The 20,668-nt window shown below is 62.6% G+C and carries 18 protein-coding genes; 9 read left to right on the plus strand and 9 right to left on the minus strand.

Translation table 11 applies throughout. The features are described 5' to 3' along the window. The first annotated feature begins 5 nt into the window (after positions 1-5). Positions 6-1,025 carry an SMP-30/gluconolactonase/LRE family protein gene (locus tag C8D72_RS07385; RefSeq protein WP_115853777.1) on the plus strand — a complete coding sequence of 340 codons (1,020 nt, stop codon included), beginning with the start codon at positions 6-8 and terminating at the stop codon, positions 1,023-1,025. On the opposite strand, the gene C8D72_RS07390 is transcribed toward C8D72_RS07385, so the two are convergent. After that, positions 1,011-2,030 carry a VirK/YbjX family protein gene (locus C8D72_RS07390; protein ID WP_115853778.1) on the minus strand — a complete coding sequence of 340 codons (1,020 nt, stop codon included), beginning with the start codon at positions 2,028-2,030 and terminating at the stop codon, positions 1,011-1,013. The genes C8D72_RS07385 and C8D72_RS07390 overlap by 15 nt on opposite strands. Positions 2,031-2,592: 562 nt before the next feature. Here C8D72_RS07390 and C8D72_RS07395 point away from each other — a divergent pair. The 3 genes from C8D72_RS07395 to C8D72_RS07405 all read left to right on the plus strand — a co-directional run bounded on the left by C8D72_RS07395 (position 2,593) and on the right by C8D72_RS07405 (position 7,668). Next, a complete protein-coding gene (locus C8D72_RS07395; protein ID WP_115853779.1) occupies positions 2,593-3,693 on the plus strand; it encodes a cobalt-precorrin-5B (C(1))-methyltransferase in 1,101 nt (366 codons plus the stop codon). Between the two features lie 220 nt (positions 3,694-3,913). Further along, positions 3,914-5,584 carry a BCCT family transporter gene (locus C8D72_RS07400; protein ID WP_211308803.1) on the plus strand — a complete coding sequence of 557 codons (1,671 nt, stop codon included), beginning with the start codon at positions 3,914-3,916 and terminating at the stop codon, positions 5,582-5,584. 446 nt (positions 5,585-6,030) lie between these two features. Then, a complete protein-coding gene (locus tag C8D72_RS07405; protein WP_115853780.1) occupies positions 6,031-7,668 on the plus strand; it encodes a BCCT family transporter in 1,638 nt (545 codons plus the stop codon). An 87-nt stretch (positions 7,669-7,755) separates the two neighbouring features. Here C8D72_RS07405 and C8D72_RS07410 read toward each other — a convergent pair whose 3' ends face one another. Together C8D72_RS07410 and C8D72_RS07415 are read right to left on the minus strand one after the other, a co-directional pair. Then, on the minus strand, positions 7,756-8,511 hold the full coding sequence (locus C8D72_RS07410; RefSeq protein ID WP_115854454.1) for a 3'-5' exonuclease: 756 nt from the start codon (positions 8,509-8,511) through the stop codon (positions 7,756-7,758). Further along, positions 8,511-10,430, minus strand: a complete 1,920-nt coding sequence (locus C8D72_RS07415; protein WP_115853781.1) for a putative nucleotidyltransferase substrate binding domain-containing protein — start codon at positions 10,428-10,430, stop codon at positions 8,511-8,513. The genes C8D72_RS07410 and C8D72_RS07415 overlap by 1 nt, the downstream gene beginning before the upstream one ends. A 237-nt stretch (positions 10,431-10,667) precedes the next feature. Between C8D72_RS07415 and C8D72_RS07420 the strand changes: the two genes are divergently transcribed. The 4 genes from C8D72_RS07420 to C8D72_RS07435 all read left to right on the plus strand — a co-directional run bounded on the left by C8D72_RS07420 (position 10,668) and on the right by C8D72_RS07435 (position 14,826). Continuing rightward, on the plus strand, positions 10,668-10,994 hold the full coding sequence (locus C8D72_RS07420) for a DUF485 domain-containing protein (RefSeq protein WP_115853782.1): 327 nt from the start codon (positions 10,668-10,670) through the stop codon (positions 10,992-10,994). Further along, positions 10,991-12,658 carry a cation acetate symporter gene (locus C8D72_RS07425; RefSeq protein WP_115853783.1) on the plus strand — a complete coding sequence of 556 codons (1,668 nt, stop codon included), beginning with the start codon at positions 10,991-10,993 and terminating at the stop codon, positions 12,656-12,658. The genes C8D72_RS07420 and C8D72_RS07425 overlap by 4 nt, the downstream gene beginning before the upstream one ends. 175 nt (positions 12,659-12,833) lie before the next feature. Continuing rightward, entirely contained in the window at positions 12,834-14,108 is a 1,275-nt protein-coding gene (locus C8D72_RS07430; protein WP_170140536.1) for an Nramp family divalent metal transporter, read from the plus strand. Between the two features lie 22 nt (positions 14,109-14,130). Next, complete coding sequence (locus tag C8D72_RS07435; RefSeq protein ID WP_115853785.1) at positions 14,131-14,826, plus strand: glutathione S-transferase family protein; 696 nt, start codon at positions 14,131-14,133, stop codon at positions 14,824-14,826. A 36-nt stretch (positions 14,827-14,862) separates the two neighbouring features. Here C8D72_RS07435 and C8D72_RS07440 read toward each other — a convergent pair whose 3' ends face one another. Genes C8D72_RS07440 through cbiE form a run of 3 tightly spaced genes read right to left on the minus strand, consistent with a single transcriptional unit; the run spans position 14,863 to position 17,462 of the window. After that, positions 14,863-15,402, minus strand: coding sequence for a hypothetical protein (locus tag C8D72_RS07440; protein ID WP_115853786.1), 540 nt, complete (start codon positions 15,400-15,402; stop codon positions 14,863-14,865). Positions 15,403-15,411: 9 nt separating this feature from the next. After that, positions 15,412-16,197 carry a precorrin-4 C(11)-methyltransferase gene (cobM, locus tag C8D72_RS07445; RefSeq protein WP_115853787.1) on the minus strand — a complete coding sequence of 262 codons (786 nt, stop codon included), beginning with the start codon at positions 16,195-16,197 and terminating at the stop codon, positions 15,412-15,414. Further along, positions 16,194-17,462, minus strand: a complete 1,269-nt coding sequence (gene cbiE / locus C8D72_RS07450; RefSeq protein ID WP_115853788.1) for a precorrin-6y C5,15-methyltransferase (decarboxylating) subunit CbiE — start codon at positions 17,460-17,462, stop codon at positions 16,194-16,196. Before cbiE ends, cobM begins: the two co-directional genes overlap by 4 nt. Before the next feature lie 100 nt (positions 17,463-17,562). On the opposite strand from cbiE, the gene C8D72_RS07455 reads away from it, so the two are divergent. Then, entirely contained in the window at positions 17,563-18,339 is a 777-nt protein-coding gene (locus tag C8D72_RS07455; RefSeq protein ID WP_115853789.1) for a cobalt-precorrin-6A reductase, read from the plus strand. Here the strand turns inward: C8D72_RS07455 and cobJ are convergent. Genes cobJ through C8D72_RS07470 form a run of 3 tightly spaced genes read right to left on the minus strand, consistent with a single transcriptional unit; the run spans position 18,328 to position 20,587 of the window. Next, entirely contained in the window at positions 18,328-19,113 is a 786-nt protein-coding gene (gene cobJ, locus C8D72_RS07460; protein WP_115853790.1) for a precorrin-3B C(17)-methyltransferase, read from the minus strand. The genes C8D72_RS07455 and cobJ overlap by 12 nt on opposite strands. Then, positions 19,110-19,916: a precorrin-2 C(20)-methyltransferase gene (locus C8D72_RS07465; protein WP_115853791.1), complete on the minus strand. Its 807-nt coding sequence runs from the start codon at positions 19,914-19,916 to the stop codon at positions 19,110-19,112. The genes cobJ and C8D72_RS07465 overlap by 4 nt, the downstream gene beginning before the upstream one ends. Continuing rightward, positions 19,916-20,587, minus strand: a complete 672-nt coding sequence (locus tag C8D72_RS07470; protein WP_115853792.1) for a precorrin-8X methylmutase — start codon at positions 20,585-20,587, stop codon at positions 19,916-19,918. Before C8D72_RS07470 ends, C8D72_RS07465 begins: the two co-directional genes overlap by 1 nt. Between the last annotated feature and the right edge of the window lie 81 nt (positions 20,588-20,668).

Genomic DNA, 20,668 nt, shown 5'->3' on the forward strand with positions numbered 1-20,668 from the left:
CGCTCATGTCCCGCTGGCTTCAACAATTCTCGCGCTCGCTGTGTACCGGCCTTTTGATGGCCGGCATGGGGGCAGGCAGTGCGCTGGCATCAAGTGGTGATGCCCCGGAGGTCGTCGTGGAGTCGCCGGAATTTGCCGATCTGGTCGACAAGGGTGCCGATATCCGGCAGCTCTACGCTGGCGCCAAATGGAGCGAGGGGCCGCTGGCCCTGCCGGATGGCAGCGTGATCTGGAGCGATATCAAGAACAATCGCGTGATGATCTGGCGAGAGGGGGAAGAGGTTCGCGAGTGGCTCAGGCCGGCGCAGTTCCACAACGGCCATACCCTCGATCATGACGGTCGAGTACTGGCCGCGTCACATGGCAAGCGTGCGGTGGAGAGACAAAACGAGGACGGCAAGTGGGAAGTGCTGGTCGACCTGGACGGCGAGAACAAGCTCAACAGCCCCAACGATCTGGTCGTGGACCGTCGCGGGCGCATCTGGTTCACCGACCCGACCTTTGGCATTGATGAGCCCGAAGAAGGTTACGGCGGACGTTCAGTGACCGGCGGCGAGTACGTTTACCGCTTCGACCCGGACAGCAGCGAGCTGACCCGACTTTCCACGCCTGCGGTCAAAACGCCCAACGGACTGGCCTTTGCCCCGAATGAGACAACGCTTTATATCGCCGACTCCGAGCAGGGTCACGACCGCGAGGATGCCAGTCTCAACCACCATATCGTCGCCTACGATGTGGGGGATGACGGCGCGCTATCCAACGAACGCATCTTCACCGAGGTCTCCCCCGGCGTGCCGGATGGCCTCAAGGTCGACGAACATGGCAACGTCTGGACCAGCAGCGACAGCGGCCTGCAGGTCTTTAATCCCGAAGGCCAGCGCCTGGGCCGCGTGGACCTGCCCGAGCGCACCGCCAACCTGGCCTTTGCCGAGCACGACGGTCAGCACTATCTCTTCGTGACCGCCACCAGCAGCCTCTATCGCATCCCGGTCAGCATCGGCGAGGCGCGCTCAGAGCGCGACTGACTCGCCCGCCCGCTCCCGCACATCGACCATGGCTAATGGCGGTGTGTGGGCCGCCGGCGCTTTCGGGCCCTCGCCGCTCGGCGCTGCTTCGGGGGCGCCGATCAGGGCCTGCGTGACCTGCGTTTCCAGCGCATCCAGCCAGGCGTAGCGCTTGCGGTACATGCTGCGCTTTTTGGAGGCGATCACCTCGACGGGCTTGCGCCGCTGCTCGGCGGGCAGCGCGATCCAGCCGGGTGCGTCGACCTCGCCACCGTGTTCGATGATCAGCGCATCCAGGTCAAAGCCACGCTGGCGACTGCCGTTGGGGCGTGCGCGATAAATGTGGTGAGCGTTGTCCACACAGTAGATGTCGTCCATGCCCAACGTACGGGCGAGCATCTGCGTAAGCTCGACCATCAGCGACTGCGGCCGCAAACCGAAATGATCGCGGGTGAACTGACGGTTCCAGTCCGACTGCTGGCGCGAGCCCTGCACGGTACCCAGACACAGCGCCGGATGCCCCTGAGCATCCCGCATGAAGGAGAGCGCCGCACTGTAGAGACGCTTTTTGGGCGGCCGGATGATCATCAGCATCATCTCGCCCTCCTTGTCGTGCGCCCCGCGATAGCCCAGATAGATGTTGGCCGTTTCACCGCCGACCACACACTCTCCCAGCCACACGCCCGGGCGCTGCATGATGCGGGCGCTGATGTCCTCGCTCAGCAGTTGCCTTTGCATCTGATAATGCAGCAGCAGATGGCGCAGGCGCTCAACATGGCCGTAGCGAATCGAGATATAGGGTCGAAACGGCTTGTTGAGCAGGTTGGCACGACTGGTCACTGCCTTTTCAAGCAGCGGATTCAGTGACACGCCCATCAACAGGGAGCGATGCACACTTCGATGAAGTGACGCACGCATGAACATCTTGTAGCGCATCTTCCACTCTCGCCGCCTGGGGTAGACGTGGCGAGCGGCATGCCAGGAAGACAGGCGCTCCCAGTGCAGGGAAGCAGTAACGTGATTCATGGCAGGTAACTCATTGCATGGCAGCGTGGTCTGCCCACCTGAGTGAGCCCCACAGGCATTAAGGAAATGTTAACGAAATCTTAAATGACCTTTAACACCCATAGCAAACAGTGTTCGCTATCGAGCCGATATCCTTGTCTGACGGCAGGCGTAGCCAGAACTTGAGCCGGCGCGCACGTCATGGCGAGGTTGAGGTGGCTGCGCCGCAAGTGGCCCGATTACGCGCTACCTCTCAAGGTTTGTTCTGGCATGGGGAAAATACTCGGCGCCGGAGGCCGCTCATCAATTGGAGGCCGTCCATGAACAGGAGGCCGCCATAAAAAAACCCGGCGCTATAGAGCGCCGGGCTGGAGACTTCATGATGGCTTGACGTCGATATCGAACGCGCCATTGTCAATTTCCGGTTTATTAACCTGGCACATGGCCATAACCCTGCGACCCTGCCGTAATGCCCTTGAGCCATCCTGATCTACCGGACTAAGGGTCATGAAGGTGGCCGCGCCCCGGTGACCGCATTTGAACATGTTATTCTGATGCCCTACTCTCGCGACCCTGAAATTTCATGAGCGACGATCGTGCCTCTCTTAAGCGTGGCTGGACCACCGGCTGCTGTGCGACCGCAGCCGCCCGGGCGGCCTATGTCGCGCTGCTGAGCGGCGAGTTCCCTGATCCGGTCAGCATCACGCTTCCCAAAGGGCAAACGCCAGCCTTTGCGCTTGCCGTGCATGAGCGCGGCAACGGCTGGGCCATGGCTGGTGTCGTCAAGGACGCCGGCGATGATCCGGATGCCACACACGGCGTGCTGGTGCGCGCCACGGTTCGACCGTTAAAGGCAGGCTCCGGTCTGGTGTTCAAAGCCGGCCCCGGGGTGGGCACGGTCACTCGCCCGGGTCTGCCCATACCGCCCGGGGAGCCGGCGATCAACCCGGTGCCCCGGCGCATGATTCGTCAGACACTGGAAACAGTCGCGCAGGAGACCTCGGGCCATCATCAGGTGGATCTGGAAGTCACCATCGCCATCGACGAGGGCGAGCGCATTGCACTCAACACCCTCAATGGTCGACTGGGCATCATCGGCGGGCTGTCGGTACTGGGCACCACCGGGGTAGTGATCCCGTTTTCCTGCTCGGCATGGATTCATTCCATCCACCGGGGCATCGACGTCGCCCGGGCCCGCGGTCTTTCTCACGTGGCAGGTTCGACCGGCTCGACATCGGAGGCGGCGGTCCAGACGCATTACGGTCTGGACGAAAGCGCACTGATCGAGATGGGCGATTTTGTTGGCGGCATGCTCAAGTACCTGCGCAAGCATCCGGTGCCGCAGGTTACCGTTGCCGGCGGCATCGCCAAGATGGCCAAGCTCGGTCAGGGCATGCTGGATGTGCACTCCAAACGCGGCGCCATTGACCTTGACCGTCTGGCGCATCTGACACGCGAAGCCGGCGGTGATGACAGGCTGTTTGAGCGCATCACCGGCGCCAACTCGGGCCTTGAGGCCTTTGAACTTGCCAGTGAGGCGGGCATCAATCTGGGCGACCGGCTGGCAGAAAGTGCTCTGGAGCGTGCAGCAGAGGTCATCCGCCACAGTGGTATCGCACTTGATGTCATGGTGTTTGACCGCAATGGTCTTTGTGTCGGCCAGAGCAGGTCACGCACCTGCTAAAGCAGCCTCGGCCAGGGCCTGGAGGTGATGTCCTCCTGATGTCTGCAGGCGTTCATTGCAAATTTCATCGACGAAAAGCGCCCAGAATTATGAGGTTTTTTTAACAACGTCTACCCTCCTGACCGACGCCACAAAAAACACCCGGGGCAGACCCGACTTGACATTCATTCAGCCCGTTTCGTCCCGCGACGTTACCCGGCGACAATGATGGAGAACGACATTGACGCAAGAATCGGAAAACGAAAAAAAGAACAAGGATGAGGACAGCGACGCCGGAGAGGGGATACCGGCGCCGACAGGTGAATCCAACCTGATTGATACCGACTATGTCATCGGTCAGGACAACTTCCAGGGCCGCATGCTGTTCAATGTGGATCTGCACGGCAAGGTGTTTGGCATCTCGTCGCTGCTGGTGCTGCTGTTTGTAGTACTCACACTAACAATGCAGTCGCAAATGGAGCCGTTTTTCAACGGCATGAGGGACTGGCTGACCGGTAACCTCTCCTGGTTTTTCATGCTCTCCACCGCCATCTTCGTGATACTGGCCATCGGTCTGGTCTTCAGCCCGTTGGGCAAGGTGCGCCTGGGCGGCGCCGAGGCCAGGCCCGACCATACCTATATCAGCTGGTTTGCCATGCTGTTTGCTGCCGGCATGGGCATCGGCCTGATGTTTTACGGGGTCTCCGAGCCGATCTCGCACTATACGGCGGCGCTGGGCGGTACCACGGTCGAAAACGGCATCCGCACTGATGGCGCACCGCTGGGCGGTGCCATGGGCGATGAGGCCGCAGCCCGCCAGCTCGGCATGGCTTCCACCATGCTGCACTGGGGACTTCACCCCTGGGCAATCTACGCCATGGTGGCCCTGTCGCTGGCGCTGTTCTCCTTTAACAAGGGACTTCCGCTGACCATGCGCTCGATCTTCTACCCGGTTCTGGGGGAGCGCATCTGGGGCTGGCCCGGGCACATCGTGGATATCCTGGCGGTATTTTCCACCCTGTTCGGCCTTGCTACTTCACTGGGTCTGGGCGCCCAGCAGGCCGCAGCCGGTCTGAACTATCTCTTTGATATCCCCGATACCGATACCACGCGGGTCCTGTTGATCGTGGCGATCACAACGGTAACGCTGTGTTCGGTCGCTGCAGGCGTCAATGCCGGCCTCAAGCATCTCTCAGAGCTTAACATGGGCCTGGCCTTTGCACTGTTGCTGTTTATCCTGTTCACCGGTCCGACGATGGATCTGATCATCGGGTTCTTCAATAATCTCTGGGCCTACGTGACCTACCTGCCGGCACTGTCGATGCCTTTCGGGCGTGAAGATGTCGACTACAGCCAGTCCTGGTCGGCGTTCTACTGGGCATGGTGGATCAGCTGGTCGCCGTTCGTGGGCATGTTTATCGCCCGTGTCAGCCGTGGCCGTACCGTGCGTGAGTTCCTGATCGCCGTGCTGCTGGTGCCGACCATTGTCTGCGTACTGTGGATGACCGTTTTTGGCGGCGCTGCCATCTTTCAGGTCGATTCCGGCATGCAGGGCATTTCCGAGGCGGCACTGGAGCTCAAGCTCTTTGTCATGCTGGGCAATCTACCCTGGTCGACGGTCACCTCTCTGATCGGTCTGCTGCTGATCATGGTGTTCTTTATCACCTCTGCCGACTCCGGCTCGCTGGTCATCGATACCATCACCGCCGGTGGCAAGATCGACGCACCGACCTCTCAGCGCCTGTTCTGGGCACTGATCAGTGGTGTCATTGCCATCGCTCTGCTGCTGGGTGGCGGTCTGGGCGCCCTGCAGGCGATGGTCATCTCGACCGGTCTGCCCTTTGCCATCGTACTGCTGGTTGGCTGCTTCGGTGTCATCAAGGGGCTGATGTCGGAACCGCGGGCAAAATGATCCTGCCGGGCAGGACAGTACGACGCCGGACGTCGTACTGTCCTGAAAAAGACGTGCATGACGGGGCGACCATGGGATCGCCCCGTTTTTTTGTGCCAGTAACGGCGTCGCGACGCCTGTCCAAGGCCGGCCCGGCGACTGATGTCTCTGCCGGCGACCCGTCAAACAGGGCCCTGCGTGCACACGTCAAGGGGCCGAAATGACCCTTTTTCTATGGATTCGAGCGCCCGATGTGATAAAACGTAACTCGCTGGTGATCGAGCCCGAGTGCAGGTTCATGTCGTCAAACGGGGACACATGGTGCTCAACCGACCTGGATGACCCTATTGACGCCAGGTCGTGCCTGGGCTCTCAAGCACCGGTTCATTCCGTCATACCCTTTACTGTACTGTGGAGATTCACTGCTCAACCTGCCAGCGCCTTCGAAGCTGTAATGGAGAAAAAAATTGAGTCAGACACCCGGAAACAACGACAACGATAGGGATCAGGGCAGCGAGGGCATTCCCGCCCCCAGCGGTAAGGCCAACCTGATTGACACCGACTACGTTATTGGCCAGGACAATATTCAAACCAATCGATTCGGTTTCAATGTCGACCTGCACGGCAAGGTCTTTACGGTCTCTTCACTGGTCATTTTGCTGTTCGTAATTGTCACACTCGCACTGCCGGCGCAGATGGAGCCGGTCTTCAACGGTGCGAAAAGCTTTCTGACCGACAATCTCAGCTGGCTCTTCCTGCTGGCAGCCAATATTTTTGTCATCCTCGCGGTGGTACTCATCTTTACCCCGCTAAGCCGGGTTCGCCTTGGCGGCATGCATGCCAAGCCGGATTTCAGCTATGCCGGCTGGCTGGCCATGCTGTTCGCCGCCGGGATGGGCATTGGATTGATGTTCTACGCCGTATCAGAACCGCTTACCCACTACGGCACGTCCATTACCGGCGATTCGTGGGCCCCGTTGGGCGGTGCGACAGGCAATCAGGATCAGGCAAAGTCCATGGCGATGGCCGCGACCATCTTCCACTGGGGCCTGCATCCCTGGGGCATCTACGCCATCGTGGCCCTGTCGCTGGCGCTGTTTTCCTTCAACAAGGGCCTGCCGCTGACCATGCGCTCGATCTTTTATCCGATTCTGGGTGAGCGCATCTGGGGCTGGCCGGGCCACATCATCGACATTCTGGCGGTATTTGCGACGCTGTTCGGCCTTGCAACTTCGCTTGGCATCGGTGCTTCTCAGGCCGCCGCCGGCCTGCATTTCCTGTTCGACGTGCCCAATACTGACGTCACCATGGTCATTCTGGTCATCGGCATCACCCTGGTCGCGCTGCTGTCGGTCATGCTGGGGGTCGACAAGGGCGTCCAGCGCCTGTCGCAGATCAACATGGCACTGGCCTTTCTGCTGATGTTGTTTGTCATCATCGTCGGGCCGACGATGCTCATCGCCACCGGCCTTATCGAAAACATGGGAGCGTATCTCAAGAATCTGCCGGCACTGTCGATGCCCTTCGGCCGTGAAGATACTGACTTCATGCATGGCTGGACGGCCTTTTACTGGGCCTGGTGGATCAGCTGGTCCCCGTTCGTGGGCATGTTCATCGCGCGCGTCAGCCGCGGTCGTACCGTACGAGAGTTTTTGATCGCCGTGCTGCTCGTACCCAGCATTGTTTCCGTGATCTGGATGACCGCCTTTGGCGAGACCGCCATCGCGCAGCTGACCAACGGCTTCGAAGGCGCGCGTGATGCCGCACTGGAGCTTCAGCTGTTTTCCATGTTGAGCCAGCTGCCACTGTCGTCGATCACCTCCTTTGTCGGCATTGTGCTGGTCATGGTGTTCTTCATCACTTCCTCGGACTCCGGTTCGCTGGTCATTGATGCCATCACCGCCGGTGGCAAGGTCGATGCCCCCAAACCACAGCGCATCTTCTGGGCGCTGATCGAGGGCGCCATCGCCATTGCCCTGCTGCTGGGGGGTGGTCTGACCGCACTGCAAGCCGCCGTCATCACCACCGGGCTGCCCTTCACCATTGTGCTGCTGGCCGCCTGTTACGCCATCATCAAGGGGCTACGCTCGGAGCCGCGCTACTGAAGCGAGTTGAAACGTCAGCGCATTTCAAGCGCATATAAAAGGCGGCCCGCGGGCCGCCTTTTCCGTGACAGGTGCATGGCAACATCGTTATTCCCACAGCACTCCGACCGGCGTATCAGGCTCGTAGTGCCGGGCGATCTGCGCCTGTAAAAGCTCGGCCGTGGCCAGTGCATCGACCAGGGCATGGTGCGCCTGATAGGGCGGCAGGTTATAGCGTTCCCGGCTCGGATGAAGCCGCAGTGATACCGGCCGCCGGCCGATCAAACGCTGAAACCAGGGCAGCCGACGATGTTGATAGGCTTCGATCGCCATGGTATCGATCAGCGGAAACAGCAGCGATTCCTTCAGATAGTGCCGGGCCGCGGCATCCAGAAACTCGCGCTCGATCCGGGTGTAGTGAACCACCACCAGACGTCCGGCCAGTTGTTCGAGCACCTCGCCGATAATCTCGTCAAAGCTCGGCGCTTCGGCCAGATCGCTATGCGTCAAACGATGATAGACCACCGAACGGCCGCTGAGCGCCCGCCGGGGCTTGACGGTCCAGTAGCGACTGTCGGCGACCCGAATGCGGCCGAGCGTGAAGGGCTGTACCCCGATGCTGACGATACTGTCACGCGCAGGATCCAGACCGGTGGTCTCGATATCCAGCGCCACCAGCGGCACCTCACTGATCGGCGTCTGTGCATCCATGGTGCCGGCGCCAAAATAGCGCGCCAGCCGGTCATCACGCGTGTTGCTCTGCCGATCCGCCAGATAGGCCGGCCATTCGGACACCAGCCGGCTTCGGCGGTGCCACTGCCATCGCCTGATGTGTTTCTGTAGTCGCTGACGCCATTGCTGTATCACCGTCGACGTTCCTTTCTGGAGGGCGCGTGATAGCGAAACTTCAGGAATTTCTGAGCGTGGCTGAGCACTTCAAAGGCATCCTTGAGGTTATGCCGCTCGTGGCTTTCGACATTGTCGGGCCGCAAACGGTTGTCCGGCGACTCGTTGCTTTCGATGGCCAGCGACTGGTGGCGAATACGCACCATCGAGATGAATTCGAAGGCGTAGCGCAGACGATCATTGACCCCTTCGGGCAGCAGCCGCGTTTCGGCAATGTCCTTCAAGCGATCAATGGTGTTGTGCGAGCCGGAGCCACAGGCCAGCGCATGGACCCGCACCAGATCCACCAGCGGCGCCGTACCCCGTCTTTTTAGGTCGATGGCATCGTTGTGCTGACCGTCCTTTTCCAGAATGAAGGTGCGGAAAAGTCCCAGCGGCGGCGTGCGGTTGAGCGCATTGCGGGCCATGGCGGCCAGAAAGAAGGGATTTTGGGGCGCCAGCTCACAGATCAAAGCCTGAAGTTTTTCGATCATGTTGAGCTCGCCGTGCACATAGCCCAGATCAAAGAAGATGGCGCTGTGCAGCAGGGCCTCCGGATCGGGGTTTTCGATCCAGTCGCGGAAGTAGCCCTGCCAGACCGACAGTGGCTGACGCCAGCGCTGATTGGTGGCCATGACATCACCCTTGCACAGAGGATAGCTGCAGGCCGCCAGTCCGTCGCTGACAAAGCGGGCCAGCGACTGGAAATACTCATCGTGCTCTTCGGGCACAAAGCTGTCGTCCAGCACCATGGCGTGATCCTGATCGGCAAGGACCGTCTGCTCATCGCGCGCGCACGAGCCCAGTACCATAAAGCAGTAGGGGATCGGCGGCGGCCCCAGCTCGGCCTCGCCCAGTTCCAGCAGCTTGCGAATGAAACTTCGACAGATCGTGGCCATGGTCCGACCGATCATCTGGGCATCGGCCCCCTCATCCACCAGTCGCGCAAAGGCCAGTGGCACGTCACCGCTCAGGCGCACCAGACCGGCCAGGCCCGACTGGGTAAAGATCGAGCTGACCAGATAGAGGCTGCTGCGGGTTTCATAGCGCATGACATCGCTGAGCTGCAAAACGCCGATCGGCCGGCGCCGGTACAGGATGGGAAGATGCTGAATATTGTGATTGAGCATCGTCATCATGGCCTCATAGATCGAGGCATCCGACTGAGCCGTCATCAGGCTGGTCGACATCACCTCGCCGACCGGTGTATCGCCGCTGAGGTTTTCCGCCAGCGCCCGCACACAGCAGTCACGGTCGGTCAAAAGCCCGGCCAGACGGCGCACCTGGCCCTCCTGGGTGGTGAAGTGACGCGGACCGTTGGCGCCCTCGCCCTCTTCGCTGAGCACCAGTACGCAGGTCACGTTGTTCTCGCGCATGAGCCGAGCCACCTGCCCCACCGGGGTCTGGATATCGACCATGGTAGGCTTGCGCCGAATCAACCGTCGCACCCGGGTACTGCTCATCTGATTGTCATTGCGCTGTTGGTCGATCGTGGCCTTGAGCCGGTCGCCGCCGGTTTCGACAAAGTCGGCGAAATCGTCATTGTTGGCGCGCAGCGAGTCAAAAAGCTCGGCGGGCACGAAGTAGATCAGCGTGTCCTCGATGGCGCGCACCGGAAACCGGACGCGGCGATTACGCATGATGTCCGAATAGCCAAAGATGTCGCCTTCCACCAGCCGGTCAAACAGCTGACCGCTGCGCCTTGAGACTTCGACGGCGCCACTGCGGACATAGCAGAGCTCGTTGACGTCCTGATCCAGTGTCAGAATATCGGTACCGGCCTGGTAATAGCTGATTTCGACCCGGGTGGCCACCTGGTCCAGCAACTCGTCACCGAGATATTCAAAGGGCGCAAACTGCGCCATGTGCTGGCGAATTTCCAGCTGCTCGATATCCATGTCCCTGCTGCTCCCTGTCATGCCTTGCCGCGGATCGCGTGGGCGACCAACGGCTTGTGATGTTCCTGCTTTTTAAAGCATATCCGCCGCCATCGCGACCGGCGAGCTCTTCGCGCCCTGAACTTCTCTTTGGTCGAATCACGACTAAAGTGCTCTGCTCTTTTGCCCCGATTCCGGGCAAGTATTAGTGGCCATGCACATAAAAATGGTAATTCGCCGGGACAACAAGGATGAGCCATGAATCGACCGACGCACAACGATACCCAGTGGCGCGATATTCAGCGCAACGCCAGCTTTCAGGAGCTGGTGCAAAAACGCAGCCGGTTTGCCATGACACTGGCCATCATCATGCTGAGCCTCTACATGGCCTTTATCCTGCTGATCGCCTTTGCGCCCGGCGTGCTGGGCACACCGCTGGCCAGCGGCATGACCACGACCTGGGGCATCCTCATCGGTCTGGGCCTGATCGTGGTCGCCATCGCGCTGACCGGTCTCTACGTGCGTCGTGCCAACGGGGAATTCGACCGCCTCAATGCCCGGGTGCTCGAGGAGATCGAACGATGAACATCGTGCTTGCCAAACTGGCACTGGTGGCGGCAGGCAGCCTGCTGACCGGTGCCACTGCCGTGGCCGACGCCCTGACCGGCCCCGTAACACAGCAGTCACTCAACGTGCCGGCGATCATCATGTTTATGATCTTCGTGGGCATCACCCTCTACATCACCTGGTGGGCGTCAAAGAAAAGTCAGTCGGCGTCGGACTACTACGCCGCCGGCGGCAACATTACCGGTTTCCAGAACGGCCTGGCGATTTCGGGCGACTTCATGTCGGCGGCCTCCTTCCTGGGCATTTCGGCGCTGGTGTTCACTTCCGGCTATGACGGCCTCATCTACTCGATGGGCTTTCTGGTCGGCTGGCCGATGATCATGTTTTTGATCGCCGAGCGCCTGCGTAACCTGGGGCGCTATACCTTTGCTGACGTGGCCTCGTTTCGTCTGAGCAAGCGTCCGGTGCGCATTCTCTCCGCCTTTGGCTCGCTGGCCGTGGTGGCGCTCTATCTGATCGCGCAGATGGTGGGTGCCGGCAAATTGATTCAACTGCTGTTCGGCCTCAACTATCACATTGCGGTGGTGGTGGTGGGCGTGCTGATGGTCTGCTACGTGCTCTTTGGCGGCATGCTGGCCACCACCTGGGTGCAGATGATCAAGGCGGCCATCCTGCTATTCGGGGCCAGTTTCATGGCCCTGATGGTGCTGATGCACGTCGATTTCAGTATCGAGGGACTGTTCAATCAAGCGGTGGCCGTGCACTCGAGCGGTGCCTCGATCATGAGCCCGGGTGGGCTGGTCAAGGACCCAATCTCGGCAATCTCGCTGGGGCTGGCACTGATGTTCGGCACCGCGGGCCTGCCACATATCCTGATGCGCTTTTTCACCGTGAGCAACGCCAAGGAGGCACGCAAGAGCGTGTTCGTGGCGACCGGCTTCATCGGCTACTTCTATATCCTGACCTTCATCATCGGTTTTGGCGCCATCATTCTGGTGAGCACCAATCCGGCCTTTCAGGACAGCACGGGGGCGATCATCGGCGGCACCAACATGGTGGCGGTGCATCTGGCCAACGCCGTGGGCGGCAGTATCTTCTTGGGCTTCATCTCGGCAGTGGCCTTTGCCACCATCCTTGCCGTGGTCGCAGGACTGGCGCTGGCCGGTGCCTCGGCCATCTCGCATGACCTGTACGCCGGCGTCATCATGAAAGACAACGCCGATGAGAAAAAGGAAGTGCGCATCTCCAAGATCTCGGTGCTGGTGCTGGGGATTGTCGCCATCGTGCTGGGAATCGCCTTCGAGAGTCAGAACGTCGCCTTCATGGTGGGCCTGGCCTTCTCGATCGCGGCGAGCTGCAACTTCCCGGTGCTGCTGCTCTCCATGTACTGGCGCCAACTGACCACCCGCGGGGCGGTCATTGGCGGCGGTATGGGACTGGCCACGGCCATCGTGCTGATGATCCTCGGCCCGACCATCTGGGTGCAGGTGCTGGGCAATGACAGTCCCATCTATCCCTATGACTATCCGGCGCTGTTCTCGATGGCGGTGGCCTTTATCGGCATCTGGCTGTTCTCGGTGACCGACAAATCTGCCTCTGCCGCACGCGAGCGGGAACTCTTCGATGCCCAGTTCGTACGTTCCCAGACCGGCATCGGTGCCTCGGGCAGCGTGGCCCACTAACCCTTTCTTTCCGTTCTACCCGCTCTCTCCTTCGCCCTGCCTCGCGCAGGGCTTTTTTTGGTCTATTGCCAGCCCCCACACCGCCAGGCAGGATCGAAATATCGGGTCCCGACCGCATCAGGCACGCCTTTTGCATAAACAGAAAAGGACATGCCCATCTGCCACGAGGCCCGACATGAAAACGATGACCACGCACGAGAGCGTTGTTACCCCGGCACCGGCGTCACTGGGGATCGCCGAGCGCCTTCGGGCCCTGGGCCCCGGCGCCATGGTAGCGGCCTGCATTCTCGGCCCCGGCTCGATCACCACGCTATCCGTCGCCGGCGCCGAGTACGGCTTCGCGCTGCTGTGGGCGGTGATGGCCGCCTCCGTGGTGGCCTTTTGCTTTCAGCGCCCGGTCATTCGCTTCACGCTGGCCACCGGCATGTCGGCGATGGAGGGCATTCGCCAGCGCATGGGCCGAAAGTGGGCGATCACGCTCTACGTTGCACTACTTCTGGGCGCCGTCGCCTTTCAGGCCGGCAACTTCACCGGTGCGGCGCTGGCGCTCAATTTTCTTTTGCCCTCGATTCCGATTCTGGCCTGGGTGGGCATCCTGGCCCTGTCAGCGCTGCTGATGTGCTGGGTCGGCATCTATCGACTGCTGGAAAACATCAACCGCGTCATCATCGCCCTGATCGTGCTGTCGTTTGTGCTGACGCTGGCACTGGCCGGCCCGAATCCGGGCGAGGTGGCGGCCACCGGCTTCTCGTTTCAGATTCCGGAGGGCAACTACTGGCTGATCCTGGCCCTGATCGCCACCACGCTGCCGCCCAACACCGTGCTGGGACTGTCAGCCTTCATCAAGCGCAAGTACGCCAGTGACACCACCACGCCGCTGGACAAGCGCCTGGCCCTGTCACGCTTTGATCACACCACCAATGTGGTCATCACCGGCGTGGTCATGATCGCCATTCTGCTGTGCTCAGCGGCCGCGATTTATCCGCTGGGCACCGGCGTATCGGGTGCCGCCGACATGGCCGGTCAGCTTACGCCCGTACTGGGCCAGTACGCCGGCGTATTGTTCTCGCTCGGCCTGTGGGCGGCCGGCTTCTCGTCGGGGCTTTTCAATATCGCCGTGCAGCCGCCGCTGCTGGGCGAGGCGACCGGTCGCAACGAGAGTGCCCGCAGCACGCGCAACCGCGGCGTCATGCTGCTGGCCGCGCTGGCACCGGTGGTGATCGTGGCGCTTTATGGCAGCACGCCCATCGAGCTGATCCTGACGGCGCAGGCGATCAACGGACTGCTACTGCCGGCGATCGTGGGCTCGATCTGGGTGCTGTGTAACCAGAAAACGCTTCTGGGCGGACTGGCCAATACGTTCCGACAGAACCTGGTCTATGGCCTGGTCATGTTGATCGTCTGTCTGCTGGCGCTGCGGGTATTTCTGGGTATGCTGGGCGTGATCTGATCATCTCCCGGAGAGAGTTACCATGCGCTATCGGCTTCATATCGCCAACAAGAACTACTCCTCATGGTCGATGCGCCCCTGGGTGCTGATGCGCGCCCTCGGTATCGACTTCGAGGAGGTGTTGACGCCCTTTGAATACGGCGCACGTCAGCCGGCCTTTGATGCCTTTTCTCCGACCGGCAAGGTGCCCTGCCTGGTAGATGGCGCATTGACGGTGTGGGATTCGCTGGCGATCTGCGAGTACCTGGCCGAGGCCACCCCGGCCGTGTGGCCGAAGGACCCCGCGGCCCGCGCCTTTGCCCGCTGCGCGACCGCCGAGATGCACTCGAGCTTTGGTGCCCTGCGCGATGAGTGTTCGATGAACTGCGGCCTGACCATCGAGCTCGGCACGCCGAGCGAGGCGCTCGCGCGTGATCTAAAGCGCCTGGAAGCGCTCTGGGAGGCGGGGCTTGAGCATTTTGGCGGGCCCTGGCTGGCAGGTAACGCCTTCACCGCGGTGGATGCCTTCTATGCCCCGGTGGCGGTGCGCCTCAAAAACTATCGGCTCGATCCCGGTGAGCAGGCCATGGCTTACGTGGACCGGCTGCTTGCTCACCCGGCCGTGGCCGAGTGGGTCGAGGCCGGCATTCAGGAGCCCTGGCGGGAGGCCTTTCACGAAGAAGACTGCATTCGCGGACGACGCGTCATCGAGGACCGCCGCCCGCCGGTCGAAGCCTGAGCCTGAGCCTGAGCCTGAGCCTGAGCCTGATAAAGCCTAGCGCAGCGTTTCCCCGTCCTGGCGCAGCATCCGGTTGCGCCAGGCATTCACATGCCCCACAAACTCGTGGCCGCGGTGGACGTGGGCAAGGGTGATGGGGTCGGTGTCGGTGAAGCGGTTATCGACGTTGACCGGGTAAGCTTTCGTCGCCCAGCGCACAAAGCCCGTGCCGTAGCTGGCCTGGCGCACGTCGCGCCAGTTGGTGCCGACGATGCCGCGCCGCCACGGCAGAATGCCGCGATAGCACCAGACCCCATCCTGATCGGTATACAGCCGCACGCGGCGAATATAAAAAAGCCGATAGATCGACAGCCCCAGCGCGCAGAGCGCAAAAGCGATGCCGGCGTAGAAAAGAATCTGCGCGGTGATGGGCGCCATCGTGATCCAGCGCGGCGAGAGCATCAGCGCAACGCTGATGGCGATGCCCACCACGCCCTTGAGCACGGCATCCAGATAGGCCACCCAGGAGAGCCGATGTTCGCGAAAGGCATAAAGCGCCTCACTATAGGCGCCCCTGTCGGGCAGATCGTTTTGCATGTTGTCTCCTCATCCCCTCTCAACCACTGACGCGTCATCGCCCTCGTGACGAAAGCGTCGGCGGTAACCGGTCTCGTACAGCGCGCTGTCGCGAAAATCGCTGTCGGCCAGCGCCGGGCCGACCAGAATCAGCGCGCTGCGCTCGATCGGATTGTCCACCAGGCGCTCGACGATATCGCTCAGAACGCCCTGAACCAGGCGTTCTTCCGGCCAGCTGGCACGATAGACCACCGCCACCGGGCACGTCTCTCCGTAAAAGGGCACCAGGCGCGTTGCGATCTCTTCAAGACGATGGATCGCCAGATGGATGGCCAGCGTCGCCCCGGTCTCGGCAAAGGTTTCCAGCTGCTCGCGCTCGGGCATTTTCGAGGCCCGGCCGGAAAGGCGAGTCAGCACCACGCTCTGCGCCACCTCCGGTACCGTCAGCTCGCGCTCGATCAGGGCCGCGGCCGCCGAAAAGGCCGGCACGCCGGGCGTCAGGGTGTAGTCGATGCCGTGGTGTTTCAGGCGCCTGAGCTGCTCGGCCAGCGCGCTATAAACCGAGAGATCTCCCGAATGGAGCCGGGCCACCTCGTCACCGCTCTGGTTGGCGCGAAGGTATTCGGCCTCGATCGCCTCGAGATCCAGCGATGCGGTATTGATCACTCGCGCATCGCTCGGGCAATACGCCAGCAGCTCGGTGGCGACCGTTGAGCCGGCATAGAGGCACACCGGGCAGCGCTCGAGCAGACGCTGGCCGCGCACGGTGATCAGATCGGCCGCCCCCGGACCGGCGCCGATGAAGTGGACCGTCATGACACCCCCTGAAAGTCCAGCGGCTTGGTCCAGACCCACTGGGTAATGGTGCGCGCCGGCGTCCAGCCGATCATGCTGCCCAACGGCGCGGTCTGCTCAAGGCTCAGGCGCATCATCTCGCCGCCCAGCAGGCGGTGGCACTCCCCCAGCGCCAGTTCGCTTTCCAGCGTCACCGCGTTGGCGACCAGCCGGCCGCCGGGAGCGAGGGCGTCAAAACAGCGCGCCATCAGCGTCATGTTGCTCACTCCGCCGCCCACGAAGATGGCCTGCGGCGTGGCCAGTCCGTCCAGCGCGTCGGGCGCCTCGCCCGGGGTAATCTCCAGTCGCGGTACGCCCAGCGTTTCGGCGTTGCGGCGAATGCGCTGACAGCGCGTCTCGTCGCGCTCGATCGCTACCGCCTCGAGCGAGTCATCCAGCAGCAGCCATTCGATACCCACCGACCCGGAACCGGCACCGATGTCCCACAGCCGATCCCCCGGACGCGGCGACAGTCGTGCCAGCGTCATGGCGCGAATATCACGACGGGTGATCTGGCCGTCGTGTTCAAAGAGCACATCGCTGCGTCCGGGGGCCAGCCCGGCCACGGCGCCCTCGCCGTGCTGCACGATTTCGAGCGCCACCACGTTGAGCGCATCGAACGCCTGTTCTTCGCGCGCCAGCGCCTGCGCCGTGAAGCTTTCGATGCGCTCACGCGGCCCGCCCAGCGCCTCCAGCACGGTCATGCGGCTCTCGCCCATGTTGCGCTCGGTGAGCATGCCGGCCATCAGGGCCGGTGCGTCCCCATCGCTGGTCAGCGCCACGATGCGCACGCCGTGGTGCAGGTGACCGTTAAGGCGGCTCATGGCCCGCCCGTGCAGCGACAAAAGCCGGCTTTTCTGCAGCGGCCAGCCCAGGCGAGCGCAGGCCAGCGAAAAGGCCGACGGTGCCGGAAAGACTTCCATCTCGCTGGCCGGCACATGTTCCGAAAGCGTCGAACCGATGCCGTAGTGAAAGGGATCGCCCGAGGCCAGCACGCACACCCGCTGTCCGCGCAGCGCCAGCAGCTGATCGATGCCCTCGCTCAGCGGCGAGGGCCAGGCGATCGGCGTACCCTGAATCAGCGTGGCGGTCAGCGCCAGATGACGCGAGCCGCCAAAGACCACCGAGGCCCGGCTGATCGCCTCACGCGCCTTGTCACACAGCTCCTCGGGACCGGACTCCTGAATGCCCACGATGGCAAGCCAGGGCTCGCTCGCTGCGTCGGAGGGGGCGTCACTGGGGCTCATGCATCTCTCTCCTGTTATATTGCGCTACCCGTCGCCACCGCCATCGGGTGTACAGTGACCGGGACATATTCATCACCACTGATCACGGCGTTGACAGACCATGTGTCTACCGACTGCTTCCCATCATAAACGCCTCCTGCTGCTCGGCGGTACGCTTGAAGCCCGCCGGATTGCCGCGCGGCTGGCCACCCTGCCGGCGATTTCAGTCACGCTGTCGCTGGCCGGGCGCACGCGAGCGCCCATCGACAACGGCGTCACCACCCGCAGCGGCGGCTTTGGCGGTGTGCCGGGGCTGGTGGCCTGGCTGAAAAACCATCACATTGATGCCGTGATTCTAGCCACTCACCCCTTTGCCGCGCAGATGGCGCACAACGCCAGTGAGGCGGCGCGCCAGACCGGCCTGCCCATCCTGCGGGTGGCACGCCCCGGTTGGCAGCGCGCTCCCGAGGATTGCTGGCGCGAGTGCGACACCACCGACGAGGCGGTCACCCTGCTGGGCGCCACGCCGCGTCGGGTGCTGCTCACCTTCGGCCGCGAGCAGGCCGCCTGCTTTGAAGCCGCACCCATGCACCACTACGTGATCCGCAGTATCGACCCCATCGATCCGCCGCTGGCCCTGCCCCATGTGGATAATCTGATTGCACGCGGGCCCTTTACGCTGGCCTCAGAGCGCCAGCTGCTGCGAAGCCACGCCATCGACGTGCTGGTGACCAAGCACAGCGGCGGCGCGGCGACCTTCCCGAAACTGGTTGCGGCGCGGGAGCTTGGCGTTGAGGTCATCATGATGCGCCGTCCGGCCATGCCGAACATACCTGTTGTGGAGGGTCTGGATGACTCGGGCATGGTGCGGCTGGTCGAGTGGGTATCAGCCCTGTGAGCCGGCGGCCTCGGGGTCGCAACCGGGAGCAAAGCGCGGCGTGTAGATCAGCGACGACTGCCCGGGCCGCTCGACCCGGCGGGTCTCTTCACTGCCGATGATGACCAGCGTGGCCATATCGGCCTGCTCGGCGCGGGCCTGGTCGAGCGTGGTGGTCGTGATCTGCTCATCCACTCGGCCGGCGGCGCGGGCGAAGATTACCAATGTGTCGGGCGAGAGCACGTCACGCAGTTTCTCCAGCGCCACGCCCAGCTGCCAGGGGCGCGCCTTCGAGATCGGATTGTAAAAAGCCATGACCAGCCCGGCGCCGGCGCAGGCCAGCAGCCGGCGCTCGATCAATGCCCAGGGCTTTAGATTGTCGGACAGCGATATGGCGGCAAAGTCATGGCCCAGCGGCGCGCCACAGGCGGCGGCTGCCGCCAGCATGGCGCTCACGCCGGGCACGACCTCAAGTATGAGTTCACGCCACGTCTGCGGGCCGCGCTCGATCTGCTCACACACGGCCGAGGCCATGGCAAACACGCCCGGATCACCGCCGGAGAGCATCGCCACGCACTCGCCGCGCTCGGCCAGGGTGAGCGCCTCACGGGCCCGGGCGCCCTCCTCGCGGTTGTCCGATACCACCCGGCGCGGGTCGTCCACGGCCACCACCCGATCCACGTAGGGGCCATAGCCGTAGAACCAGTCGGCCCGCTCAAGTGCCTCGAGCGCCTGTGCGGTCAGATAAGTGGCCTCGCCCGGTCCCAGCCCGATCACGATCAGCCGGCCGCTCATGAGGACACCTGCGCATCCAGCGTGACCGGATGGGCGCACTCGGCCCAGCCGGGCACCAGCACGATCGAGAAATACGGCGCGGGCCGGTCATCGCGATCGATAAGCCGCATGATCTGCTCACCGGCCATGGTGGCGCGCTCGACATACAGCGCCCGCTCCAGCAGGCCGGCACGCGCCAGCGCGCTTTTAATGCGCGGCAGGTTGCGCCCCACCTTCATGATCACCGCCGCCTCGCAGCGCGACAGTCGATCCACCAGCGCCGCCTCGTCCAGCGTGCCCGGCAGGATGGTGAGTACGTCATCGCCCTGGCAGATCGGCACCCCGGCGCTCGACCAGCCGCCGGCCATACCCGTCACGCCGGGGATGACCTCGACCTGGAAGCGGTCTTTCAAGCGCACGTGAAGATGCATCCAGGAGCCGAAAAAGAGCGGGTCCCCTTCCGAGAGCACCGCCACGCTGCGCCCGGCAGCCAGCTCGACGGCCAGCCGCTCGGCGCTGTCGGTATAAAATTCGGCAATGGCGCTGCGATAGCCCTCGGAGTGGCGATGCAGCTCGGTAGTGACCGGATAGTACAGCGCCAGCTCCGGCTGGCCGGGGCGCAGATGCTCGGCGACCACGCGGCGGGCGTTGCTTTGATTGCCGGCCTTGGCAAACCAGGCGACCACGTCGGCCTGGGCCAGTACCCGCGCGGCCTTGAGGGTCAAAAGCTCCGGATCACCGGGGCCGGTGCCCACGCCGTACAGGCGCCCGCCGCTGGCAGCGTTACCACCGGAGGACGCGGAAAATTCGGGAGTTGATCGCATCACAGTCGGTCGCTTGCCAGCGCATTGATGGTGGCAGACGCAATGGCGCTGCCGCCCATGCGACCGCGTACCGTCACGAAGGGAATGTCGAGCCCGGCATCGATCAGGGCCTGCTTGGACTCCACTGCACCGACAAAGCCGACCGGCACGCCGATAATGGCCGCAGGTTTCGGGGCGCCCTGATGGAGCAGATCCAGCAGATGAAAGAGCGCGGTCGGCGCGTTGCCGATCACCACTACCCCGCCGTCAAGCCGTTCGCCCCACAACTCAATGGCCGCCGCCGTACGGGTATTGCCAATGTGTGCGGCAAGATCAAACGTGCGCGCATCATGCAGGGTACAGACCACCTCGTTGTTGGCCGGCAGCCGCGCCCGCGTCACGCCCCGCTCGACCATGCCGGCGTCACATAGAATCGGCGCACCCTGCAGTATCGCCTCGCGCGCCCGAACGATATCGCCACCGCCAAAGACGATCTGCTCGGCCAGCGCCACCACGCCGCAGGCGTGAATCATGCGCACCGCCACATCGGCCTCGACCGGGGAAAAGCGCGCCAGATCCGCCTCCGAGCGGATAATGGCGAACGACTGACGATAGATGGCCTGCCCGTCATGTTCGTAGTCATACAGGGAACGTTTGGCAGGTGCGTCATGAGTGCCATGGCGATCGGTCATTGGTTCCCTCGTTTTTTAGGTGGATATCAGGGCGGTCAGGCGCGCCATTCTACCCTGGCGATGCGACAGCGTCCGCCCTTG

Origin of the sequence: Kushneria indalinina DSM 14324 (assembly GCF_003385845.1) — a bacterium.
GTDB classification, from domain to species: Bacteria; Pseudomonadota; Gammaproteobacteria; order Pseudomonadales; family Halomonadaceae; genus Kushneria; species Kushneria indalinina.

Coding starts and splice junctions, on each gene's coding strand:
- C8D72_RS07385 (WP_115853777.1), top strand. CDS start 6: ATGTCCCGCTGGCTTCAACAATTCTCGCGCTCGCTGTGTACCGGCCTT.
- C8D72_RS07390 (WP_115853778.1), bottom strand. CDS start 2,030: ATGAATCACGTTACTGCTTCCCTGCACTGGGAGCGCCTGTCTTCCTGG.
- C8D72_RS07395 (WP_115853779.1), top strand. CDS start 2,593: ATGAGCGACGATCGTGCCTCTCTTAAGCGTGGCTGGACCACCGGCTGC.
- C8D72_RS07415 (WP_115853781.1), bottom strand. CDS start 10,430: ATGGATATCGAGCAGCTGGAAATTCGCCAGCACATGGCGCAGTTTGCG.
- C8D72_RS07420 (WP_115853782.1), top strand. CDS start 10,668: ATGAATCGACCGACGCACAACGATACCCAGTGGCGCGATATTCAGCGC.
- C8D72_RS07425 (WP_115853783.1), top strand. CDS start 10,991: ATGAACATCGTGCTTGCCAAACTGGCACTGGTGGCGGCAGGCAGCCTG.
- C8D72_RS07430 (WP_170140536.1), top strand. CDS start 12,834: ATGAAAACGATGACCACGCACGAGAGCGTTGTTACCCCGGCACCGGCG.
- C8D72_RS07435 (WP_115853785.1), top strand. CDS start 14,131: ATGCGCTATCGGCTTCATATCGCCAACAAGAACTACTCCTCATGGTCG.
- C8D72_RS07440 (WP_115853786.1), bottom strand. CDS start 15,402: ATGCAAAACGATCTGCCCGACAGGGGCGCCTATAGTGAGGCGCTTTAT.
- cobM (WP_115853787.1), bottom strand. CDS start 16,197: ATGACGGTCCACTTCATCGGCGCCGGTCCGGGGGCGGCCGATCTGATC.
- cbiE (WP_115853788.1), bottom strand. CDS start 17,462: ATGAGCCCCAGTGACGCCCCCTCCGACGCAGCGAGCGAGCCCTGGCTT.
- C8D72_RS07455 (WP_115853789.1), top strand. CDS start 17,563: ATGTGTCTACCGACTGCTTCCCATCATAAACGCCTCCTGCTGCTCGGC.
- cobJ (WP_115853790.1), bottom strand. CDS start 19,113: ATGAGCGGCCGGCTGATCGTGATCGGGCTGGGACCGGGCGAGGCCACT.
- C8D72_RS07465 (WP_115853791.1), bottom strand. CDS start 19,916: ATGCGATCAACTCCCGAATTTTCCGCGTCCTCCGGTGGTAACGCTGCC.
- C8D72_RS07470 (WP_115853792.1), bottom strand. CDS start 20,587: ATGACCGATCGCCATGGCACTCATGACGCACCTGCCAAACGTTCCCTG.